This window comes from Arthrobacter sp. efr-133-R2A-63 (genome assembly GCF_030209795.1).
Classification (GTDB): Bacteria; Actinomycetota; Actinomycetes; order Actinomycetales; family Micrococcaceae; genus Arthrobacter; species Arthrobacter bambusae_A.
This window is the reverse complement of the sequence record NZ_JARVRG010000021.1, coordinates 195,049-211,530: the sequence shown is the minus strand read 5'-3', so window position 1 is coordinate 211,530 and position 16,482 is coordinate 195,049. Positions and strand designations below refer to the sequence as shown.

Sequence of the window (16,482 nt, the reverse complement as noted above, 5' to 3'; positions counted from 1 at the left end):
CGCGCCTAAAGGTGCGGCGGCTCGCCCGGCTCGTCCACTGGCGAGCGGTCGCCTCGGCGACGGGTGACGAGCACGCCAACCACGATGCCGATCAGCAGCCCCACGCCGACGCCGATCAGTGAGCTCGCCCAGAAGGGAAGCTTCGTCGTCGAACCGGCCAAATAGCCCAGTTCTATCTGCCACGCGGCCCACAACAGCCCGCCCAAGCCAGCGCAGAGACTGAACCCGCGCGAGGAAACGTCGGCAATTCCCGCAGCCGCCGATGCCGCAAGCCGGCCTCCCAAAATGAACCGGCCGCCGATAATCCCGCCATAAGTGGAGGAGCGGCCGGCCTTGGCGATGGCCTGATGGATGCCCCGGTGGACTTTGCGGCCCCAAGACCAGCGGTCCAGGACATGTCCCAGACGGCGCTTGAAGAGCTGGAAAACGAGGATGTCGCCCAGCCACGACGCGCCGGCGGCCAACAAACCCAAGAGCCACGGGTTGACGCGGCCCTCCGCGGCCAGAGCCCCACCGGTGATCACCAGCATCCCGGACGGTATGGGCGGCAAGATCGCGTTGCCCACCACCATGGGGATGATCCAGACATAGATCGCTGCCCCCCATCCTTCAGCGGTGGTGATGTCCATGGCCACAAATTACCCCACTTTGGTGCGTCCGCCGGAGCGCCGTGCAAGACTAGCGCCATGCGGCTCGAAATCCTGCAAGGTGACATCACCACGCGCGACGTCGACGCGATCGTCAACGCCGCCAACTCGTCGTTGATGGGCGGCGGCGGAGTGGACGGTGCCATCCATCGCGCGGCTGGCAGACAGCTCCTGACAGCGTGCATGGAGGTGCGGGAGGGGTATCCGCACGGACTGCCAGTGGGCCAGGCTGTGGCCACCCCCGGGTTCAAATTGCCTGCACGGTGGGTGATCCACACCGTTGGCCCCAACCGGCACGCGGGCCAGAACGATCCGGAACTGCTCGCTTCTTGTTTCCGCGAAAGCCTGAAAGTGGCGGCCTCCCTCGGGGCGGGTTCCGTCGCGTTTCCCGCAATCAGCGCAGGGGTCTACGGCTGGGACCCGCGCGAAGTCGCCACTGTAGCGTTCGACGCCGTCAGCCGGTTCGACGCCGTAAGCTCCAGCGAGCTGGAACTCGTCGAATTTGTGTTGTTCGGTGCAGAGACGACGGAGGTATTCCGGAGCGTGTTCGGGGCTTCGGGAGAGTAAGGGAAGCGCGCGGGCTTTCGCGCGCGGGCTTTCGCGGGAGGGCTTTCGCGGGTGGCGTCAGGCGGACTGCGCCTCAAGCACGGACTTCAGCTGCGCGAGCTGGCCGACTTCCGACTCCATGGTCTTGGTGATCATCGAACCCATGAGCTTCATGAAGCCCTTGGGCTGGAGGTCCAAGGCAAAGCGTACGGTCGTGCCGCCGTCGTTCTCGTTCAGGGTGAAGGACCCCGTTGGGCGGGCCGGGCCGGCAATGACCTGGAAATCGAGTCGTTTGCCCGGCTGGGCCGCGATGACCTCATAGTCGCCGGCGATCGTGCGGCCACCGGGGCCTGCCATCGTCTGGGAGTAAACAGCACCCTTGTTGCCTGCTTCTCCGCTTGCGAGGGCGACAGTCTTCACACCCGGACGCCACAGCTTGTTGTTCAGCCCGTCCGCCAGGAAGGCGTAGACGTCGTTTGCGGGGCGGTTGATCGAGACTTCGTTTTCAGCGTGGGCCATGTGGTTCCTTTTCGCGAGACCGAACACCGCCCGCGGTCTTTGGGCCGGCAAAACCGAGCATATACGCCCGGTCCCGTCGGCATTGTTGAACGCGCCATTGTTTCGCCGCCGCGGCCCCGGGCGCCCGACGCCCGCTCACGTATGTGGATGTTTGGCCGCAGCCTCGCTCAGGTATGTGGCTGTTTGGCCGCACCCTCGCTCACGTAACCACAAGGTGGACATGTTCCTCAGCTTGGGTGAGCGAGGGTTTGGGGAAAAGGCGCCATATGTGAGCGAGGGTTTGGGGAAAGGGCGCCATAAGTGAGCGGGCGTTAGGCGGGGAGGGCTTCGCTCAACTGAAGGCGGCTGCGGTACTCCACAGGTTGCTTGCTGATGGGATCAACGAAGCGGATGCCGCGGGCCAACAACTGCAGGGGCTTGGAGTAGTCGTCCGGGGCCTTGTCCAGGAGTTCGGGGTAGAACGCGTCGTTCACGATCCCGAGCCCGAGCGAGGCCATGTGCACGCGAAGCTGGTGGGTCTTGCCGGTGTGGGGCTCAAGGCGGTACAGCGCCCGGCGAGTGGTGCCGCCGTCGTGCGTGCCGCCGTCGAACGTTTTCAGCAGCTCAATGCGGGTCTCCGCGTTGGGTTCGCCGTCGGTCACTTCGGCGAGGAGGTAGCTCCGGGATTTGGTCATGCGGTTGCGCACGACGGCGGGGAGCTCGACGGCGGGAAAACCTGCGGCAGGTGCCGCGGCGGAGACGCACTCGTACTCCTTTTGCACCTGCCGTTTTTCGAAGAGCACCTGGTACTTGCCGCGGGTCTCCGGGTTGGTGGAGAGCAGCAACACTCCGGCGGTCATACGGTCGAGCCGGTGCATCGGGATGAGGTCCGGCAGGTCGAGCTGGTTCCGGAGCCGGACGAGCGCGGACTCCTGGATGTACGTGCCGCCCGGGGTGGTGGGCAGGAAATGCGGCTTGTCGACGACAAGGAGATGCTCGTCTTGGTGCAGGATGCTGATCTCCACTGGCATCCGCGTCTCCGGCGGGAGGGTGCGGTAGTACCAAATGAAGGTGTGCTCTTCGAGGGGAGTGCAGCGGTCAAGGGGCGCGCCGCCCTCGCCGACGATTTCGCCGGCGTCGAACCTGTCTTCGATGCCCTGGGGGTCGATATGTCCCCAGCGGTGCATCATGTAGTCCATCGCGGTGTCCCAAGGCCCCTCGTCCGGGAGGCGCAGGCGGGTGGCGTTGACGCCGTCGCGCACTGGAAGGGGGGATTGCATCACCGGTCTATTCTACCGGGGCCGCACCAAGGGCGGCCCCGGGGCCCCGGCGGCCCCGGGGCCCAAACACCTAATACGTTGTGCCGCCGGGCAAGGTGACGGGTTTGAGGGGTTGCTGGTCGAAGTTGAAGTCGTTCACCAAATTGCCGAGCTGGGGGTTGTCCTCACGGACGCCGGGCCGCGGATCGGGGCGTCCGTCGGTGGCCGGGTCGAGGCGTTGGCCGTGGAGGAAATCGTCTTCGATGAACTTGGCGTAGGCGTCGTGGCTGAGGACTTGGTGGTCGATGTTGCCCTGTTTGGCGTAGGGGCTGATGACGATTCCCGGGACCCGGAGGCCGTAGCCGTTTTGGTCCACGGTGGGCGGGGTGACGTGGTCGTAGAAGCCGCCCCAGTCATCCCACGAGAGGAAAATGGCGGTGCTGTTCCAATCCGGGCCCGACATGACTGCATTGATGAGGCCCGTAACGTAGGCCTGACCGGTGCTGATAAGCGCCGGCGGGTGTTCGCTGACGGCTCCGGTGGGGTCGATCCAGCTCACAGCGGGCAAGGTGCCTTTTTTGGCTGCGGTGTAGAAGTTGCTGAGGGACTGGATGTTGCCGAGCTGGCCGTCCTGCTTCACGGTGTCGAAGTAGGGTAGCGGATTCCAGATGCCCGGTGTCTTCGCGTTCTGCGCCACGGGAGCGCAGGTCATGGCTGCGTCGTCTTGGCAGTCCGGCTCGGTGCCGTTGAAGACGTAGTAGGCCCAGGGCACGTTCTGTTTGTGCAGCAGGTAGGTCAGGTCGGTCCAGGCGTAGTCAGGTGGAGCAAGCAGTTTCGCGGCGGCGAGCAGCTTTTGCTTAAGCGCGTCGGGGAGTGTTGCTTTGTCGATCGCGGCCTGGCAACTCGTATAGGAGTCCGAGCCGGCGCAGTTTTTCGTGATGAGGGTGTGCAGTTGGGTGGCAATGTCCGGGGTGATCCCGGCCGCGGCGAGCGCGTCCTTGCAGGCCGTGTTTTGCAGGCCGGCCCGGCATTTGCCGATGATGGTGGACTGGATCGCGGAGGTGAAGTCCGGCGGGCTGCCCGGATTCTGGAGGGCGTTCACGCAGGATTGCGGATCGCCCGCCCGGCTGCACTTGGCCGACCATTCCGAGACCATGTACAGGTGCGCGGGAAGGCTCCAGGATGCGTTGGGTTCGAACATGTGGTCCTGCAACGTGAAGTCTTTGGCATACGCCCAGTAGTTGGGGATGTCGCGGGCATCGTGGTAGCCCATGACATCGCTTTGCGTTCCGCCCGCGCAGCCTGGGGCATTGGGTGCGCAATTGCTTGCGGCTTTCTCGGCTTGGGCGATGAAGCCGTCCATTTTCCCGCCGTCGATGTCCGCCGTCGCGTTGTTCTGGCTGTGCGGGCCGCCGGAGTTCCGGTCAGAGGGGTCGTAGTAAGGTTTCACGCACGCGCCGTGGGCCGGATCCGGGACGCACACCGCCGGGGATCCGTTCTGCATCGGAATCCCGTCCGCTCCGGGGAACGTGCCGAAGTAGCTGTCGAACGAGCGGTTCTCCTGCATGATGACGATGACATGCTGGATCTTCGAGATGCCGGTATCCGCCGAGGCGCCTGCCGCGGCTCCGGCTGCCGCGGGTGTGCTGACCGCCACCCATGACGCGGACCAGAATGCGCCGAAAAAGACGGCGGCGCCAACAATCGCGATGACCCCGACGATGGACAAGGCAGCGAGGCCCGGACGCCGTGAGGCCCAGGCCCGGATCCGCCGCCTGCGACGCCTGACTGGCTGGTCGGCTCCGGACTCAGCGGGCGGACTATTGAACCTCATCTTGCACCTCACGAACGGTGATACCCGCAGGGTACTCCTTCGCTGACCGCAGCGGTACAGGCTCGCATGACGCCCAATGACCGAGCCGCGCCATCCTCCGACGATAAAATAGTTCTTGACAATAAAAGTTGTCGGTGGCCAGAATGGAAGCATGTTGGACATCGAAGTGATCGAGGATCCCGCCGCGGCGGAAGCGTCGTTGGACCCGATCCGCACCCGTATTCTGCAGGAGCTTGTCGAGCCCGGTTCCGCCACGCAGCTGGCGGTCAAAGTGGGCCTCCCCCGGCAGAAGGTCAACTACCACCTCAAGGCCCTCGAGCGGCATGGGCTCGTCGAGCTTGTGGAGGAGCGGAAAAAGGGCAACGTCACCGAACGCGTTTTGCGCGCGACGGCGGCGTCGTACCTGATCTCGCCGGTGGCGCTTGCATCCGTGGCGCCGGATCCCCGACGCTTCTCGGACCGCTTTTCCGCTTTCTGGCTCCTGGCCCTCGCGGCGCGGACCGTCCAGGAGATGGGCAAGCTGATAGCAGGCGCCGCAGCGGCCAAGAAGACGCTTGCGAGCTTCGCGATCGACGGCGAGATCACCTTCCGCTCGGCGTCGGACCGCGCCGCTTTTGCCGAGGAGCTCGGCGTCGCGGTGACCCGGCTCGTGGATAAGTACCACGACGGCGGAGCTGCCGCGGTGGCGAGCGGCGCGCGCAAGCACCGGCTCGTCGTCGTACTTCATCCCGCGCTCAAGACAAACACGCAGCACTCTCCAGAAAAGGAACAGGACAATGACTGACAACCGTGAATTCGAAATCGTGGCCGACACCGAACTGCCCGGCACTCCTGAACGGGTCTGGCAGGCTGTCACCCAGGACACCTCGGCCTGGATGTTCCCCACCGATCAGTGGCCGGCCGTGAAAACCGTCGACGAATACCCCACCCACCTCGTGACCCGGATGGAGGGGTCGGACGGCTGGTTCAACCAGCTCGAGCACGTACTCGAACCGCTCGACGGCGGCCGGGCCAAGCTGCACTATGTCCACAGTGGCATCTTCGCGGACAACTGGGAGGGGCAGTACGACGGCGCCAGCAAGCACACCGAGTTCTACCTGCACACCCTGGGCCAGTACCTTCAGTACTTCGACGGCAAGCCTGTGGTCTTCACCGACATCCAGGGTCCGGCGGCCTCGCAGACGCCCGACGGTTTCGTGAAGCTGAAGAAAGCGCTCGGCGTGGACGGTATTGCGCAGGCTTCAACGGTTCAGGTGGACGTCGACGGCGTGGGGCGGCTGAGCGGAGAGCTCGACTTCTCCAACCAGCACTTCCTGGGCCTGCGGACCGCCGACACGCTGTACCGCTTCTTCGGCCGCAACTCCTTCGGAGCACCCGTGGGCATGACGGTGCACGATTTCAGCGGCAGCGGCGATTCCGAACTGACCGCCAAGGCCTGGGGCGGGTTCCTGGAGACGGTGTACGCCTAAGTCCTCCGACGCGTAGAACGCGCCGACGCGCAAATGGCCTGGCGACCCCGGAATTCCGTGGTCGCCAGGCCATTTGCGCGTCGCAGGGCAATTCGGGCGTCATTGCCAGCCGCGCGCCACCGCATCCAACGCCGCGGCGTAGATCCCTTCCCAATCGGTTCCGGAGTCATTCATGTTCGCCAATTCCAGGCTCACCAGTCCGTGGACCTGCCCCCAGATGGACATGGCGATCGTTGCGGCATCATCGCGGCGAATAGTCCCCGCTTCCTGTGCGGCATTCACGGCTTCCACCAGCGGAAGCATGGCTTCCGAGGCGACTGCCGGCGTCGGACTGCAGTCCACATAGCCGGCGAGGGTGCCGCCAAACATGAGCCGATACAAGGCCGGGTGTTCCAGTGCCCAGGAGCGGTAGGCGAGGCCCAGGCCTCGGAGGCCGCCGCTTTCGGCGAGCCGCTGCGAGTCGCCGAACGAGCGGAATCCGTCGTCGACGGCGGCCGTCAGCAACTGGGCCTTGCCGCCGAAAAGCGAGTAGATCGCCGTCGTTGAGGTCTGGGCTGCCGCGGCAACGTCCCGGAGCGTGACTCGCGCGGGGCCATCCCGGTCCACGAGCTCGGCGGTTACCTGAAGGAGCCGCTGCCGGACGAGCTGGTCATGAACGATGGGTCTTGCCATGCCTCCAAGTGTTTCATAACATTGTTTCGTAACGACGTTATGAAACTCGACCAGCGGAACTTGAGCTACCGTTCCCAGACCGAAGGATTCAGATGGCACAGGAAATCTTCCCCGGACGCTTCACGGCGGACACCGGGCGCGAGTCGGTGACCGTATTCCTTATCGGAATGCGGGCCAACCGTTGGTGGAAGATCGGCAAGGTGGCTCGCGTGGCCTCGGCGATGCCCACCATGCTCCGCCATCTCGCCGAGCATACGGAGTCCGGGATGCTCGGCTGCGAACAGTGGCTCGGGCGCACCACCATGTTGCTCAGCTATTGGGAGAGCCCAGAGCATCTCAGGCGCTTCGCCGCGGACAGGGATGCGCCGCACTTGGGGCCGTGGCGACGCTTCATGAAGGAAGTCTCGGGAAGCGGAGACATCGGCGTGTGGCACGAAACCTATCAGGTGCCGGCGTCGGGAATCGAGGTGGTGTACAACGGCATGCCGCAGTTTGGCCTGGCCAAAGCCACCTCGCATGTCCCGGTCGGTCCCGGCAGCAACACCGCCAAGCAGCGCATGGGTTCCGGGCGACCCAACTGACTCGCAATAAATGTCGTTCTGAGCCTTCAAAACGACAACTAATGCGAGCTAGTTGGGGGAGCCGCGGGATTTAGGCGACCGCGGCGGGTTCCTTGGGCGCCTTCAGGGTGGTCCGGAGCTGCGGTGAGGCGTCGATCCGCGCTTGGGCATCGCGCAGTGCCAGCACCGCCGTCTCGAGTTGGGCCGGGGCCAGCGTGTACGGGACACGCATGAAATGTTCGAAAGCCCCTCCGACGCCGAAGCGCGGCCCGGCTGCCAGCCGGACGCCGAAGTCCGGGGCGACGACGGTGAGCGCCGTGCTCGACGGCGTGGGCAGCCTGCACCATGCTGTCAGCCCGCCGCGCGGACGTTCCACGTGCCAATCGGGCAGGTGCTCGGCCAGTAGTCCGAGGAGCGCTTCCCGGTTCTGCCGCAGCTCCGCTAGCCGGGCGTCCAATGGTTCGGCGAAGGCCCTGAGCAACCGGGCCGCAGCCAACTGCTCGACGACGGGCCCACCAAGATCCATCGTGGTCCGGGTCTGCACGAAGCGACTGATCGAGTCCTCATCTGCGCGGATCCACCCCGTCCGGAGCCCGGCCCAATGTGATTTGCTGAGCGAACCGATGGTCACCACGGCGGGACTGAATGCCGAGAGCGGCGAGGTATTGACGGCGTCGAGGTTTAGCTCCCGGAGCGTCTCGTCCACTACGAGGACGGTGCCCGTCCCCGCCGCCTCACGCACCAGGCGGCGCCGCTGAAGATTGGACATGATCCGCCCGGTGGGGTTGTGGAAGTCCGGAACGAGGTAGGCCATGGCCGGGCGTTGGTGGCGCATTGCCGCCACCATCCCGTCGATATCCCAGCCGCCCGACGCCGGCTCGACGCCACCGCCCGATGCCGGCTCCGCGACAGGCGGCATGGGCACCGGTACCGTGCGGGACCCCGAAGCGCGGATCGCGTCGAGCGCGTTGGGGTAGCTGGGATGCTCCACGAGGACCTTCTGCTGCCGCCCGGCGAGGGTCCTCAAGATGATGTTCAGTGCGTGCTGGGCTCCCGAGGTCACCAGTATCTGTGCGGCCGTTGTGGGGATGCCGGCTGCCGTGTAGCGGTCCGCGATGGCCTCCCGGAGCGGCGGGAGGCCCACTGCGTCGTAGCCAAAACCGGGCAACAGTGCCGGGAGGTCGATCAACGCGTCGGCGAATGCCCGGTGCACCACCTCGCCCGTGGCCGGCAGTGAAGCGTAGGCGAGGTCAAGAATCCCCTCCGGGATGGCCAGTCCCGGTCCACTGACCGGAATCGTCCGGTGCGGAATGCCCGTCCGGCCCCGACTGCCCTGGCCGCCACGGAGGAATCCTTGCTCGCGCAGGCTGGCGTAGGCGGCGGTGACTGTGGTCCGGCTGACGCCCAGGGTGACGGCAAGCGCCCGTTCGCTGGGCAGCGCGACATCGAGCGGGATGCGCCCGTCCATCACCAAAAGGCGTACGACGTCGGCAAGCTCGCGATAGGCGGGAGCGGCGCCGGTGTTCCACGCCCCGAGGAGACGCAGCATGGCTGTGGGGTTCAGGGATCCGGGCATAAGACCAGTATTGCAAACTGGCTATGGAAAGCAATGCCAGTTTTCGGGAGCATGGTTCCATGATGACACGCAGAATCACCCAGCTCCTGATCGGCCTCGCGATGTACGGGATCTCCCTGGCCATGTTCATCCGGGCCGGCCTTGGCCTGGATCCCTGGGACGTGTTCCACCAGGGCGTTGCGGGGAAGATCGGGTGGAGCATCGGCACCGTCGTGGTGGTTGTCAGCTTCCTGGTGCTGCTCCTCTGGATACCGCTGCGGCAGATGCCCGGCTTCGGAACCCTGGCCAACGCCGTACTGGTGGGCGTGTTCGCGGACATCGGACTGGCCCTGATCCCTGCGTTCTCGCACCTGGGCGGCCAGATCGGCATGCTCGCAGGCGCCGTGGTCCTCAATGGGATCGCCTCCGCTTGCTACATCGGCGCACGCCTTGGCCCGGGCGCCCGCGACGGACTCATGACGGGACTCGCCCGCCGCACCGGATGGTCGGTGCGTTTGTCCCGGACCTTGATCGAGGTTGCTGTGCTGGGCGTGGGTTGGCTGCTGGGTGGCTCCGTCGGCGTCGGAACCGTTGTGTACGCCTTGGCCATCGGCCCGCTGGTGCAGTTGTTGTTGCCCCTGTTCACAGTTCCGCTGAAGGCTCCCTTGGCTGTTCCCGAGACGGTGCCGGCCGCTCCGTGACACGGATTCTTCCTGGCGATGCGCGAATTTCCCTACGCGCCCGAATTCCGGTGTCGCTGGGGATTTCCCGCGTCGCCAGGCGGATTGGGCAGAGTTAAAGAGCCGGCTGGCACTCGGGGCAGAAGTAGATGGTCCGGTCCTCCATCCCCGACGCCGGTCCCAGCATCCCGCGGCGAATCGGCGTACGGCAACGAAGGCACGGTTGGTGCTCGCGGCCGTACACCCAGTAGCCGGAGCGGGGAATCCCTCGGACTCCGGGGAACGCAGTGCCGCGCGTGATCCTTCGCCCCGGTCCTAAGTTGGCCTCGAGCAGGACCTTGGCTTCCACGAGCATCCCTGCGAGGTCGGGTACGGCCGATACCGGCGTGGCCGGATGCACCCCGGCCAGGAAACACGTTTCGCAACGGTAGATATTGCCGATACCGGCGAGGTTCCGCTGGTCCAACAGTGCGACGCCGATCGGTGCGTCCGGTGCGGCCCGGAGCCGACGAACAGCCTCTTCCGCGTCCCAGTCGGGCCCGAGCAGATCCGGGCCCAGATGCCCCACCGCGCGGGACTCGTCCGGGGTCGGGATCACTTCCAGGACTCCCAAGGAGAAGCCGACGACGTCGGCCGTCGCCGTGCGGAGGACGCACCTGGCCGTGTGGCCGGGTTTCCTCCAACGGCCGCCGGGGGCATAGACCTGCCAGCTTCCCTCCATTTTCAAGTGCGAATGGATGGTCAGGGTGCGGCGGGGTGGTCCGGCCGCCGCCGAACCCGCCTCCACCGGTCCGGGCCCAACGTCCGCCGGTTCCACCAAGCGCATGAGCAGGTGCTTTCCCCTCGGCACCACCTCGGACACGGTCCATCCGGCCAGGTTGAGCGTGGCAAACCTGGGTACCCGGAAATCGGAAGAGACCAGTGTTTGCCCGGCGAGGGCTTTATGCAGCTCCGCGGCAGCCCGCCAGACCGAGTCGCCTTCAGGCACGGATCCTCAATCCCTTCGGCGTGGAGTACGCCCCGGCAGCCGCAAGCGCTAATGCCACGGGGGTGTCCAAGAGGTCATGACCGTTGACCTTTTCCATGATCAGTTTGTCTACCGCTCCTCGCCGCACAACTCCGACGAGCGCGGCAGCGGCAGCCGCCAGGACGTCGTCGTCATGGCTGAAAGTGAGCAGGGTCTTCCCGCCGCGTTCGACGTACAAAACCAAGGCGCCGTCGACCATCACCACCAGGGCACCTGCTTTCCGCCCCGGACGGTGACCCGATCCTGCGTCGACGGCTAACGCGGGCCAGGGGAGGGCTGCGCCGTAGGGGTTGGCGGGATCCGTGGAGGCAAGGGCCAAAGCGACAGGCTCGGCCTTGGCGAGTTGGGCATCCTCCGTGAAGGAACGTAAGCGGTCCACCGTTGCCGGAACGGCAAACTGGGCTGCTCCGAGGTGCTCGATGAAGTAGCCGCGGCGGCACCGCCCGGCTTCTTCGAGGCGTGCGAGGACCTTGTACATCAACCCGAATCCGCCAACGATGTTCTCCACCATGACGGAGCCGCGCGTCACGATGCCGTACCTGTCGAGGAGGAGTTCGGCGGTGCCGCGCGCATGGATGGTGGGGTCGAGCTCAGGTGCCGGCAACGCCGACCAGCGGCCGACGGCGAGCGGAGGAGTGGGAGCCGTACCGGAGACCGAGCCGTAGCGTCCGCCCGTGAGCCCAGGCGACCCCATCAACCCCGTGCCATGCGAACGGCCGAGCCTGCTCATCCGCAGCGACCGGGCACGCGGCGGCCGGGCCGGCTGCTTGTGCGCCGTGCGGCCGCCCGCAATCATCGCGCGGACGGGGGCGAAGGTGTCTCCCGTGATGCGGCCGGCCCAGACGAGATCCCACAGGGCGGCGACCACAGCGTCGTCGCTGAGGACCGCATCCATGCCGCCGGCAACCTCGGTGAGTTGTCGGAAGAAATAGGCGCCGCCACCGCCTTGCAGGTATTCAAGAAGGCGGAGCTGGGCATCGCCTGGCTCGAAATCAGGATCCGGGTTGAGCGTCAGTTCCGCGGCTTCGGCCACGTGGAGGCTGATCCAGCCATCGTTCCCGGGCAGCGAGCCGGCTCCGGACCACAAGACTTCGCCTGCGGCCATGAGCTCATCCAACATGGCCGGCTGATAGTCGGAGATCCGGCTGGCCAGCACCAACGGTTCCCAGGCCGACGCCGGAACGGGCACGCCGGAGAGTTGATCGATGGCCGTCATGATGCCGTCGAGCCCGCGCAGTGCCGAGGCGCCCCTGCCTCCAGGAGAACCAGGGCGCCCGGGAGAGGGCACGGACACGTTTTGCCAGGCGGGAAGGAAGCGCCCGTAAGCAGCCGCGTCCACCGGTTCCACTTCGGCCCGCAACGCCGCCAGCGAACGACGCCGGAGCTTGCGCAGGACCTCGGAATCGCACCACTCGCTACTCATTGGGATCCCGCGGAGCGGAATGGCCGGGAGTTCCGGCACCTCAGACAGCTCCGGTCCCTCATCGGCCACCGTGTCCGGCGCACTCGGGTGCGGACGGAACTCGCCCTCCACCACACGGCCGTCGGCCGCCAAGCGTTTCAGTGCTGTGCCCACGACGGCGACACCCAGTCCCAGCCTCGCGGCGGCTTCCTCAGCCGTGAACGGTCCGTGGGTTCGTGCGTAACGGGAGACCAGATCCCCGAGTGGATCATGGACGGGTTCAATGAACGCCAAAGGCACACCCATGGGCAGCGGAACGCCGATGGCGTCCCGGAGCCGGGCCGCGTCCTCGATGGCGGCGAATCGTTCGACGCCGCCGAGCGTCACCGTCAGGGCGCGGTTGGCCTTGCGTAGCGCTGCCAGATGCAACGCAGCCAGCTCAGCTTCGGCGGCCGATTTCACCGCAGCCGGTTCCGCGGAAGACTCCACTCCTTCGGGCTGCAAACGGGCGGCCACTTCTTCAACGCTCAAGGGGCCGAGCAGTCGCAGCAAGTCCGCCACGCCTTCCATGCCTCGGACTTGCCGGTCCGGTGCCAGCCGCTGGAGTTCGAGCTCGGTGGCCTCAATGACCTTGGCATCCAGGAGCTCGCGCAGTTCCACCCTGCCCAGGAGCTCGTTCAGGAGTGTGGAGTCGAGGGCCAAAGCCGCGGCCCTGCGTTCGGCGAGCGGGGAATCGCCCTCATACAAGTACTGGGCCACGTAGCCAAAGAGCAGCGACTTGGCGAACGGGGACGGCTGCTGGGTGATGGTCTGTACCAAGCGCAGTTCCCGGCGCTCGATCGAAGCGGCAATGTCTTTCAACGCGGGGAGGTCGTAGACGTCCTGCAGGCATTCGCGCACTGTTTCGAGCACGATGGGGAAGGACGGATATTTTTTGGCGACATCCAGCAATTGCGCGGAGCGTTGCCGTTGCTGCCAAAGCGGTTGCCTTTTCGCCGGATTTTGCCGCGGCAACAACAGCGCACGCGCGGCGCACTCGCGGAAGCGGGAGGCGAACAAGGCGCTGCCGCCAACCTCCGCCGTCACGATCTGCTCAAGTTCCTCCGGGTCAAAGAGGAACAGCTCAGCCCCGGGAGGCTCGTCCTCCATCATGGGCACCCGCAGCACGATGCCGTCGTCGGCGGCCATGGCTGAACCGTCCAGACCGTAGCGCTGCTGGAGCCGCTGCCCGACGGCGAGGGCCCACGGCGCGTGGACCGGCATGCCGAAGGGGCTGTGCAGCACCACGCGCCAATCGCCGAGTTCGTCATGGAACCGTTCGACCACCAGCGTCCGGTCATTGGGGACGACCTCCGTGGCCTGCTTCTGTTCGCCTAGATACTGGAGCAGGTTGCCGGCGGCGAAGTCGTCCAGCCCGCTGGCCTTGCATCGTTCCAGCGCGGGACCTTGATCCGATGCGGAGAGCTCGCGCACGAATGCTCCGAGCGCCCGGCCGAGATCCACCGGCCGGCCCAGGGAATCGCCTTTCCAGAAGGGGAGCTTTCCAGGCTGGCCGAAGGCGGGGGAGACAAGGACACGGTCGTGCGTGATGTCCTCGATTTTCCAGCTCGTGGCACCGAGGGCGAAGACGTCACCTACCCGGGATTCGTAGACCATTTCCTCGTCGAGCTCACCGACGCGTCGGCCGCCTTTGGCAGCGCGCGACGCCGGACTCGGCTCCTGCGCGGACGCCGCACCGTCCCGGCCGGAGCCGGACTCGGAGGCCGAACGGGACCCGGACCCTTCGCTTTCCGTGCCGATGATGTACACGCCGAAAAGGCCGCGGTCCGGGATGGTGCCGCCCGAGGTCACGGCAAGGCGCTGTGCCCCGGGCCGGCCTTCGATGGTGCCGGCGTTCCGGTCCCAGATGATGCGCGGCCGGAGCTCGGCGAATTCGTCCGAGGGATACCTGCCAGCCAGGAGATCCAAAGTGGCTTCGAAAGCTGAGCGTGGCAGGGTGGCGAACGGAGCGGAGCGGCGCACGGTGGCGAACCATTCCTCGACGTCGATGCTCCCCAGCGCGGTGGCGGCGACCGTTTGTTGGGCCAGGATGTCCAAGGGGTTGGCCGGAACATGGAGGCGTTCGATCTTCCCGCCCAGCATCCGTTCCACCGTGATGGCGGTGTGGACGAGGTCTGCCCGGTGTTTGGGGAAGAGCACCCCTTCGGAAATTTCGCCCACCTGGTGGCCCGCGCGGCCAACCCGTTGCAGTCCGCTGGCCACCGACGGCGGCGATTCGACCTGGACTACAAGGTCCACGGCGCCCATGTCGATGCCGAGTTCCAGCGACGACGTCGCTACAACACATCGCAGACGGCCGGACTTGAGGTCGTCCTCGATGAGTGCGCGTTGGTCCTTGGACACGGAGCCGTGGTGCGCGCGGGCCAGGACCGGATCGGCGCCGCTGGTGCTTCCGGCCTGCGCCATCATGCGGGCGGGTGTCGCCGTCGAGGACGGCGGCCCCGAGTCCAGCACCGAATCCGCCGGGGCCGCAAACACATCCACCGCCATGAGCTGGCGTTCTGCGTAGATCTCGTTCAGCCGGGCCGTGAGCCGCTCCGCGAGGCGCCGGGAGTTGGCAAACACAATGGTGGACTGCTTCGACAGCACAAGGTCAACGATCTTTTCCTCAACATGCGGCCAAATGGAGGCTTGTGGTTGCAGTCCGGAGGCCGGCCCGGAGTCGAAGGCGCCGGCAGCTCCCGCAAGGTCGGACATGTCCTCCACAGGGACGCTGACGCTGAGGTTCCAGTTCTTGTGCGACGGCGGTGCGACGATTTCCACGGGTGCCGAACCGGCGAGGAACTGCGCGACGAGCTCCCGCGGCTCCACGGTGGCCGAGAGGCCGATCCGCTGGGCGGGCTTCGGCAGCAGAGCATCGAGCCGTTCCAAGGACACCGCGAGGTGCGCGCCGCGTTTGGTACCCGCAACTGCGTGGACCTCGTCGACGATCACAGTGTCCACTTCGCTCAGCGTCTCCCGGGCCTTGGACGTCAGCATGAGGAACAAGGACTCGGGCGTGGTGATGAGGATGTCCGGTGGGTGGCTGAGCAGCGCGCGGCGGTCCGCCGTCGTCGTATCTCCGGAACGGACGCCGACGCTCACCAGCGGGGCCGGCAGTCCGAGCCGTTTGGCGGTCTGCGTGATGCCGATCAGCGGCGAGCGGAGGTTCCGTTCGACGTCGACGCCGAGTGCCTTCAGCGGTGAGATGTACAGGACGCGGGTCTTGCGCTTGGGGGCTTTGGCGCGGGCGCGGCTGCCAGCTTCCTCAAGCCCCGGGAGGGCGTCCGCCGACGCGGCCGGGGAAACCGACAGGAGCCGGTCCAGCGCCCACAGGAAGGCCGCGAGCGTCTTGCCGGAACCGGTGGGTGCGACCACCAAGGCGTGCGATCCCGAAGAAATGGCCTTCCATGCACCGTCCTGGGCAGGGGTGGGCGCGGAGAAAGCTCCGAGGAACCACTCGCGCGTGGCACGGCTGAAGCGGTCCATGGCCGTGTCGCCAGAACCGCCCGGTAGCTCCTGCTCCTGCATTCCTCCATCATGCCTCACGGCACTGACACAACCTCACGGCACTGACACAACAAGGAACAGCGCAGGAATAGGAGCAGCGCTACCCCGCCTGGAACGCCTGGACGCTCAAAAGGTTGATATTGGTGTTGCTGCAGGCCGTACGCTGCTGCGGGATGAAAAGCGAAGCGGTGTCCTCGGGCGGGTAGACCCGGAACCCCGCGGCCTGGGCCTGGGTGCACTCGGGGTAGTTGCCCGCCTGGGTGTAGCGGAGTTGGGCGAAACCGGCCTTCCCTGGAGCGAGAACCACTTGTGTCACAGGCTGGGAGTCGTCGCGCGCGGCGGCAGCGCCGATCGGATCGCCTGTAGCTCCGGACGTGAGTGAGACACCCGGGAAACCATTCAGGACGCAGGGTTCCGTGCCGGTGTTGGTCAGGATGAGTTTCATGTAGACGCTGCCTGCCGCTCCGCCGCCGGTGGAGTCGACAGAAGCCGTCAGCGAGCCCGCTTTGCAGAGAGCAACGCCGGATGCCGTCGTTGTCCCGGAGCTCGATGGGCTGGCGCTGACGCTGGAGCTCGGAGTACTTGAGGCCGAGGTTGACGTCGAGGCCGAAGCCGTGTCGCTTGGCGCGGCTGTGCCCGAGGGCTGGGCTTGGCTTTGGGCACAGCTGGAGAGCAGGAATACCGAGGCTGCTGCCATCGTGAGCAGGAGACCGTTCTTGACTCGCATATTCGTCATGCGCACAGCATTTCGTCGACATTTGCCGGAGTCAACTGCGGCGCGGCA

Annotated in this window: 14 protein-coding genes; 5 read left to right on the top strand and 9 right to left on the bottom strand. The window is 66.2% G+C overall.

What is annotated here, in order from left to right; genetic code table 11:
- Positions 1-5: 5 nt before the first annotated feature.
- Positions 6-629 carry a DedA family protein gene (locus tag QRN45_RS11810; protein WP_241709626.1) on the bottom strand — a complete coding sequence of 208 codons (624 nt, stop codon included), beginning with the start codon at positions 627-629 and terminating at the stop codon, positions 6-8.
- Between the two features lie 57 nt (positions 630-686).
- Between QRN45_RS11810 and QRN45_RS11805 the strand changes: the two genes are divergently transcribed.
- Positions 687-1,214 carry an O-acetyl-ADP-ribose deacetylase gene (locus tag QRN45_RS11805; protein WP_284763485.1) on the top strand — a complete coding sequence of 176 codons (528 nt, stop codon included), beginning with the start codon at positions 687-689 and terminating at the stop codon, positions 1,212-1,214.
- A gap of 57 nt (positions 1,215-1,271) precedes the next feature.
- Here QRN45_RS11805 and QRN45_RS11800 read toward each other — a convergent pair whose 3' ends face one another.
- The 3 genes from QRN45_RS11800 to QRN45_RS11790 form a co-directional block, all read right to left on the bottom strand.
- On the bottom strand, positions 1,272-1,712 hold the full coding sequence (locus tag QRN45_RS11800; RefSeq protein ID WP_241709628.1) for an SRPBCC family protein: 441 nt from the start codon (positions 1,710-1,712) through the stop codon (positions 1,272-1,274).
- A gap of 311 nt (positions 1,713-2,023) precedes the next feature.
- Entirely contained in the window at positions 2,024-2,971 is a 948-nt protein-coding gene (locus QRN45_RS11795; RefSeq protein ID WP_284763498.1) for an RluA family pseudouridine synthase, read from the bottom strand.
- A 70-nt stretch (positions 2,972-3,041) separates the two neighbouring features.
- Entirely contained in the window at positions 3,042-4,784 is a 1,743-nt protein-coding gene (locus QRN45_RS11790; protein WP_284763483.1) for an alkaline phosphatase family protein, read from the bottom strand.
- Positions 4,785-4,935: 151 nt separating this feature from the next.
- Here QRN45_RS11790 and QRN45_RS11785 point away from each other — a divergent pair, with 151 nt between their 5' ends.
- A complete protein-coding gene (locus QRN45_RS11785) occupies positions 4,936-5,568 on the top strand; it encodes a winged helix-turn-helix domain-containing protein (RefSeq protein WP_078106679.1) in 633 nt (210 codons plus the stop codon).
- The gene (locus QRN45_RS11780; protein WP_284763481.1) at positions 5,561-6,253 is read left to right on the top strand and encodes an SRPBCC family protein; all 693 of its coding nucleotides are present in this window, start codon (positions 5,561-5,563) and stop codon (positions 6,251-6,253) included. Before QRN45_RS11785 ends, QRN45_RS11780 begins: the two co-directional genes overlap by 8 nt.
- Before the next feature lie 99 nt (positions 6,254-6,352).
- Here the strand turns inward: QRN45_RS11780 and QRN45_RS11775 are convergent, their stop codons facing one another.
- Entirely contained in the window at positions 6,353-6,925 is a 573-nt protein-coding gene (locus tag QRN45_RS11775; RefSeq protein WP_284763478.1) for a TetR-like C-terminal domain-containing protein, read from the bottom strand.
- 92 nt (positions 6,926-7,017) lie between these two features.
- On the opposite strand from QRN45_RS11775, the gene QRN45_RS11770 reads away from it, so the two are divergent.
- Complete coding sequence (locus QRN45_RS11770; protein WP_284763476.1) at positions 7,018-7,506, top strand: DUF4188 domain-containing protein; 489 nt, start codon at positions 7,018-7,020, stop codon at positions 7,504-7,506.
- 70 nt (positions 7,507-7,576) lie between these two features.
- On the opposite strand, the gene yczR is transcribed toward QRN45_RS11770, so the two are convergent.
- The gene (gene yczR / locus QRN45_RS11765) at positions 7,577-9,061 is read right to left on the bottom strand and encodes a MocR-like transcription factor YczR (protein ID WP_284763474.1); all 1,485 of its coding nucleotides are present in this window, start codon (positions 9,059-9,061) and stop codon (positions 7,577-7,579) included.
- A 59-nt stretch (positions 9,062-9,120) separates the two neighbouring features.
- Between yczR and yczE the strand changes: the two genes are divergently transcribed.
- On the top strand, positions 9,121-9,741 hold the full coding sequence (yczE, locus tag QRN45_RS11760) for a membrane protein YczE (RefSeq protein ID WP_284763473.1): 621 nt from the start codon (positions 9,121-9,123) through the stop codon (positions 9,739-9,741).
- A 94-nt stretch (positions 9,742-9,835) separates the two neighbouring features.
- Here yczE and QRN45_RS11755 read toward each other — a convergent pair whose 3' ends face one another.
- The 3 genes from QRN45_RS11755 to QRN45_RS11745 form a co-directional block, all read right to left on the bottom strand.
- Positions 9,836-10,708, bottom strand: a complete 873-nt coding sequence (locus QRN45_RS11755) for an Fpg/Nei family DNA glycosylase (protein ID WP_241709636.1) — start codon at positions 10,706-10,708, stop codon at positions 9,836-9,838.
- Positions 10,701-15,719 carry a DNA glycosylase AlkZ-like family protein gene (locus QRN45_RS11750; RefSeq protein WP_284763472.1) on the bottom strand — a complete coding sequence of 1,673 codons (5,019 nt, stop codon included), beginning with the start codon at positions 15,717-15,719 and terminating at the stop codon, positions 10,701-10,703. The genes QRN45_RS11755 and QRN45_RS11750 overlap by 8 nt, the downstream gene beginning before the upstream one ends.
- Before the next feature lie 79 nt (positions 15,720-15,798).
- Entirely contained in the window at positions 15,799-16,434 is a 636-nt protein-coding gene (locus tag QRN45_RS11745; protein ID WP_078106671.1) for a DUF4232 domain-containing protein, read from the bottom strand.
- Positions 16,435-16,482 lie beyond the last annotated feature (48 nt).

Bases quoted from the DNA above. Each gene is read 5' to 3' on its own strand.
- QRN45_RS11810 (WP_241709626.1), bottom strand. From the start codon at position 629: ATGGACATCACCACCGCTGAAGGATGGGGGGCAGCGATCTATGTCTGG.
- QRN45_RS11805 (WP_284763485.1), top strand. From the start codon at position 687: ATGCGGCTCGAAATCCTGCAAGGTGACATCACCACGCGCGACGTCGAC.
- QRN45_RS11800 (WP_241709628.1), bottom strand. From the start codon at position 1,712: ATGGCCCACGCTGAAAACGAAGTCTCGATCAACCGCCCCGCAAACGAC.
- QRN45_RS11795 (WP_284763498.1), bottom strand. From the start codon at position 2,971: ATGCAATCCCCCCTTCCAGTGCGCGACGGCGTCAACGCCACCCGCCTG.
- QRN45_RS11790 (WP_284763483.1), bottom strand. From the start codon at position 4,784: ATGAGGTTCAATAGTCCGCCCGCTGAGTCCGGAGCCGACCAGCCAGTC.
- QRN45_RS11785 (WP_078106679.1), top strand. From the start codon at position 4,936: ATGTTGGACATCGAAGTGATCGAGGATCCCGCCGCGGCGGAAGCGTCG.
- QRN45_RS11780 (WP_284763481.1), top strand. From the start codon at position 5,561: ATGACTGACAACCGTGAATTCGAAATCGTGGCCGACACCGAACTGCCC.
- QRN45_RS11775 (WP_284763478.1), bottom strand. From the start codon at position 6,925: ATGGCAAGACCCATCGTTCATGACCAGCTCGTCCGGCAGCGGCTCCTT.
- QRN45_RS11770 (WP_284763476.1), top strand. From the start codon at position 7,018: ATGGCACAGGAAATCTTCCCCGGACGCTTCACGGCGGACACCGGGCGC.
- yczR (WP_284763474.1), bottom strand. From the start codon at position 9,061: ATGCCCGGATCCCTGAACCCCACAGCCATGCTGCGTCTCCTCGGGGCG.
- yczE (WP_284763473.1), top strand. From the start codon at position 9,121: ATGATGACACGCAGAATCACCCAGCTCCTGATCGGCCTCGCGATGTAC.
- QRN45_RS11750 (WP_284763472.1), bottom strand. From the start codon at position 15,719: ATGCAGGAGCAGGAGCTACCGGGCGGTTCTGGCGACACGGCCATGGAC.
- QRN45_RS11745 (WP_078106671.1), bottom strand. From the start codon at position 16,434: ATGACGAATATGCGAGTCAAGAACGGTCTCCTGCTCACGATGGCAGCA.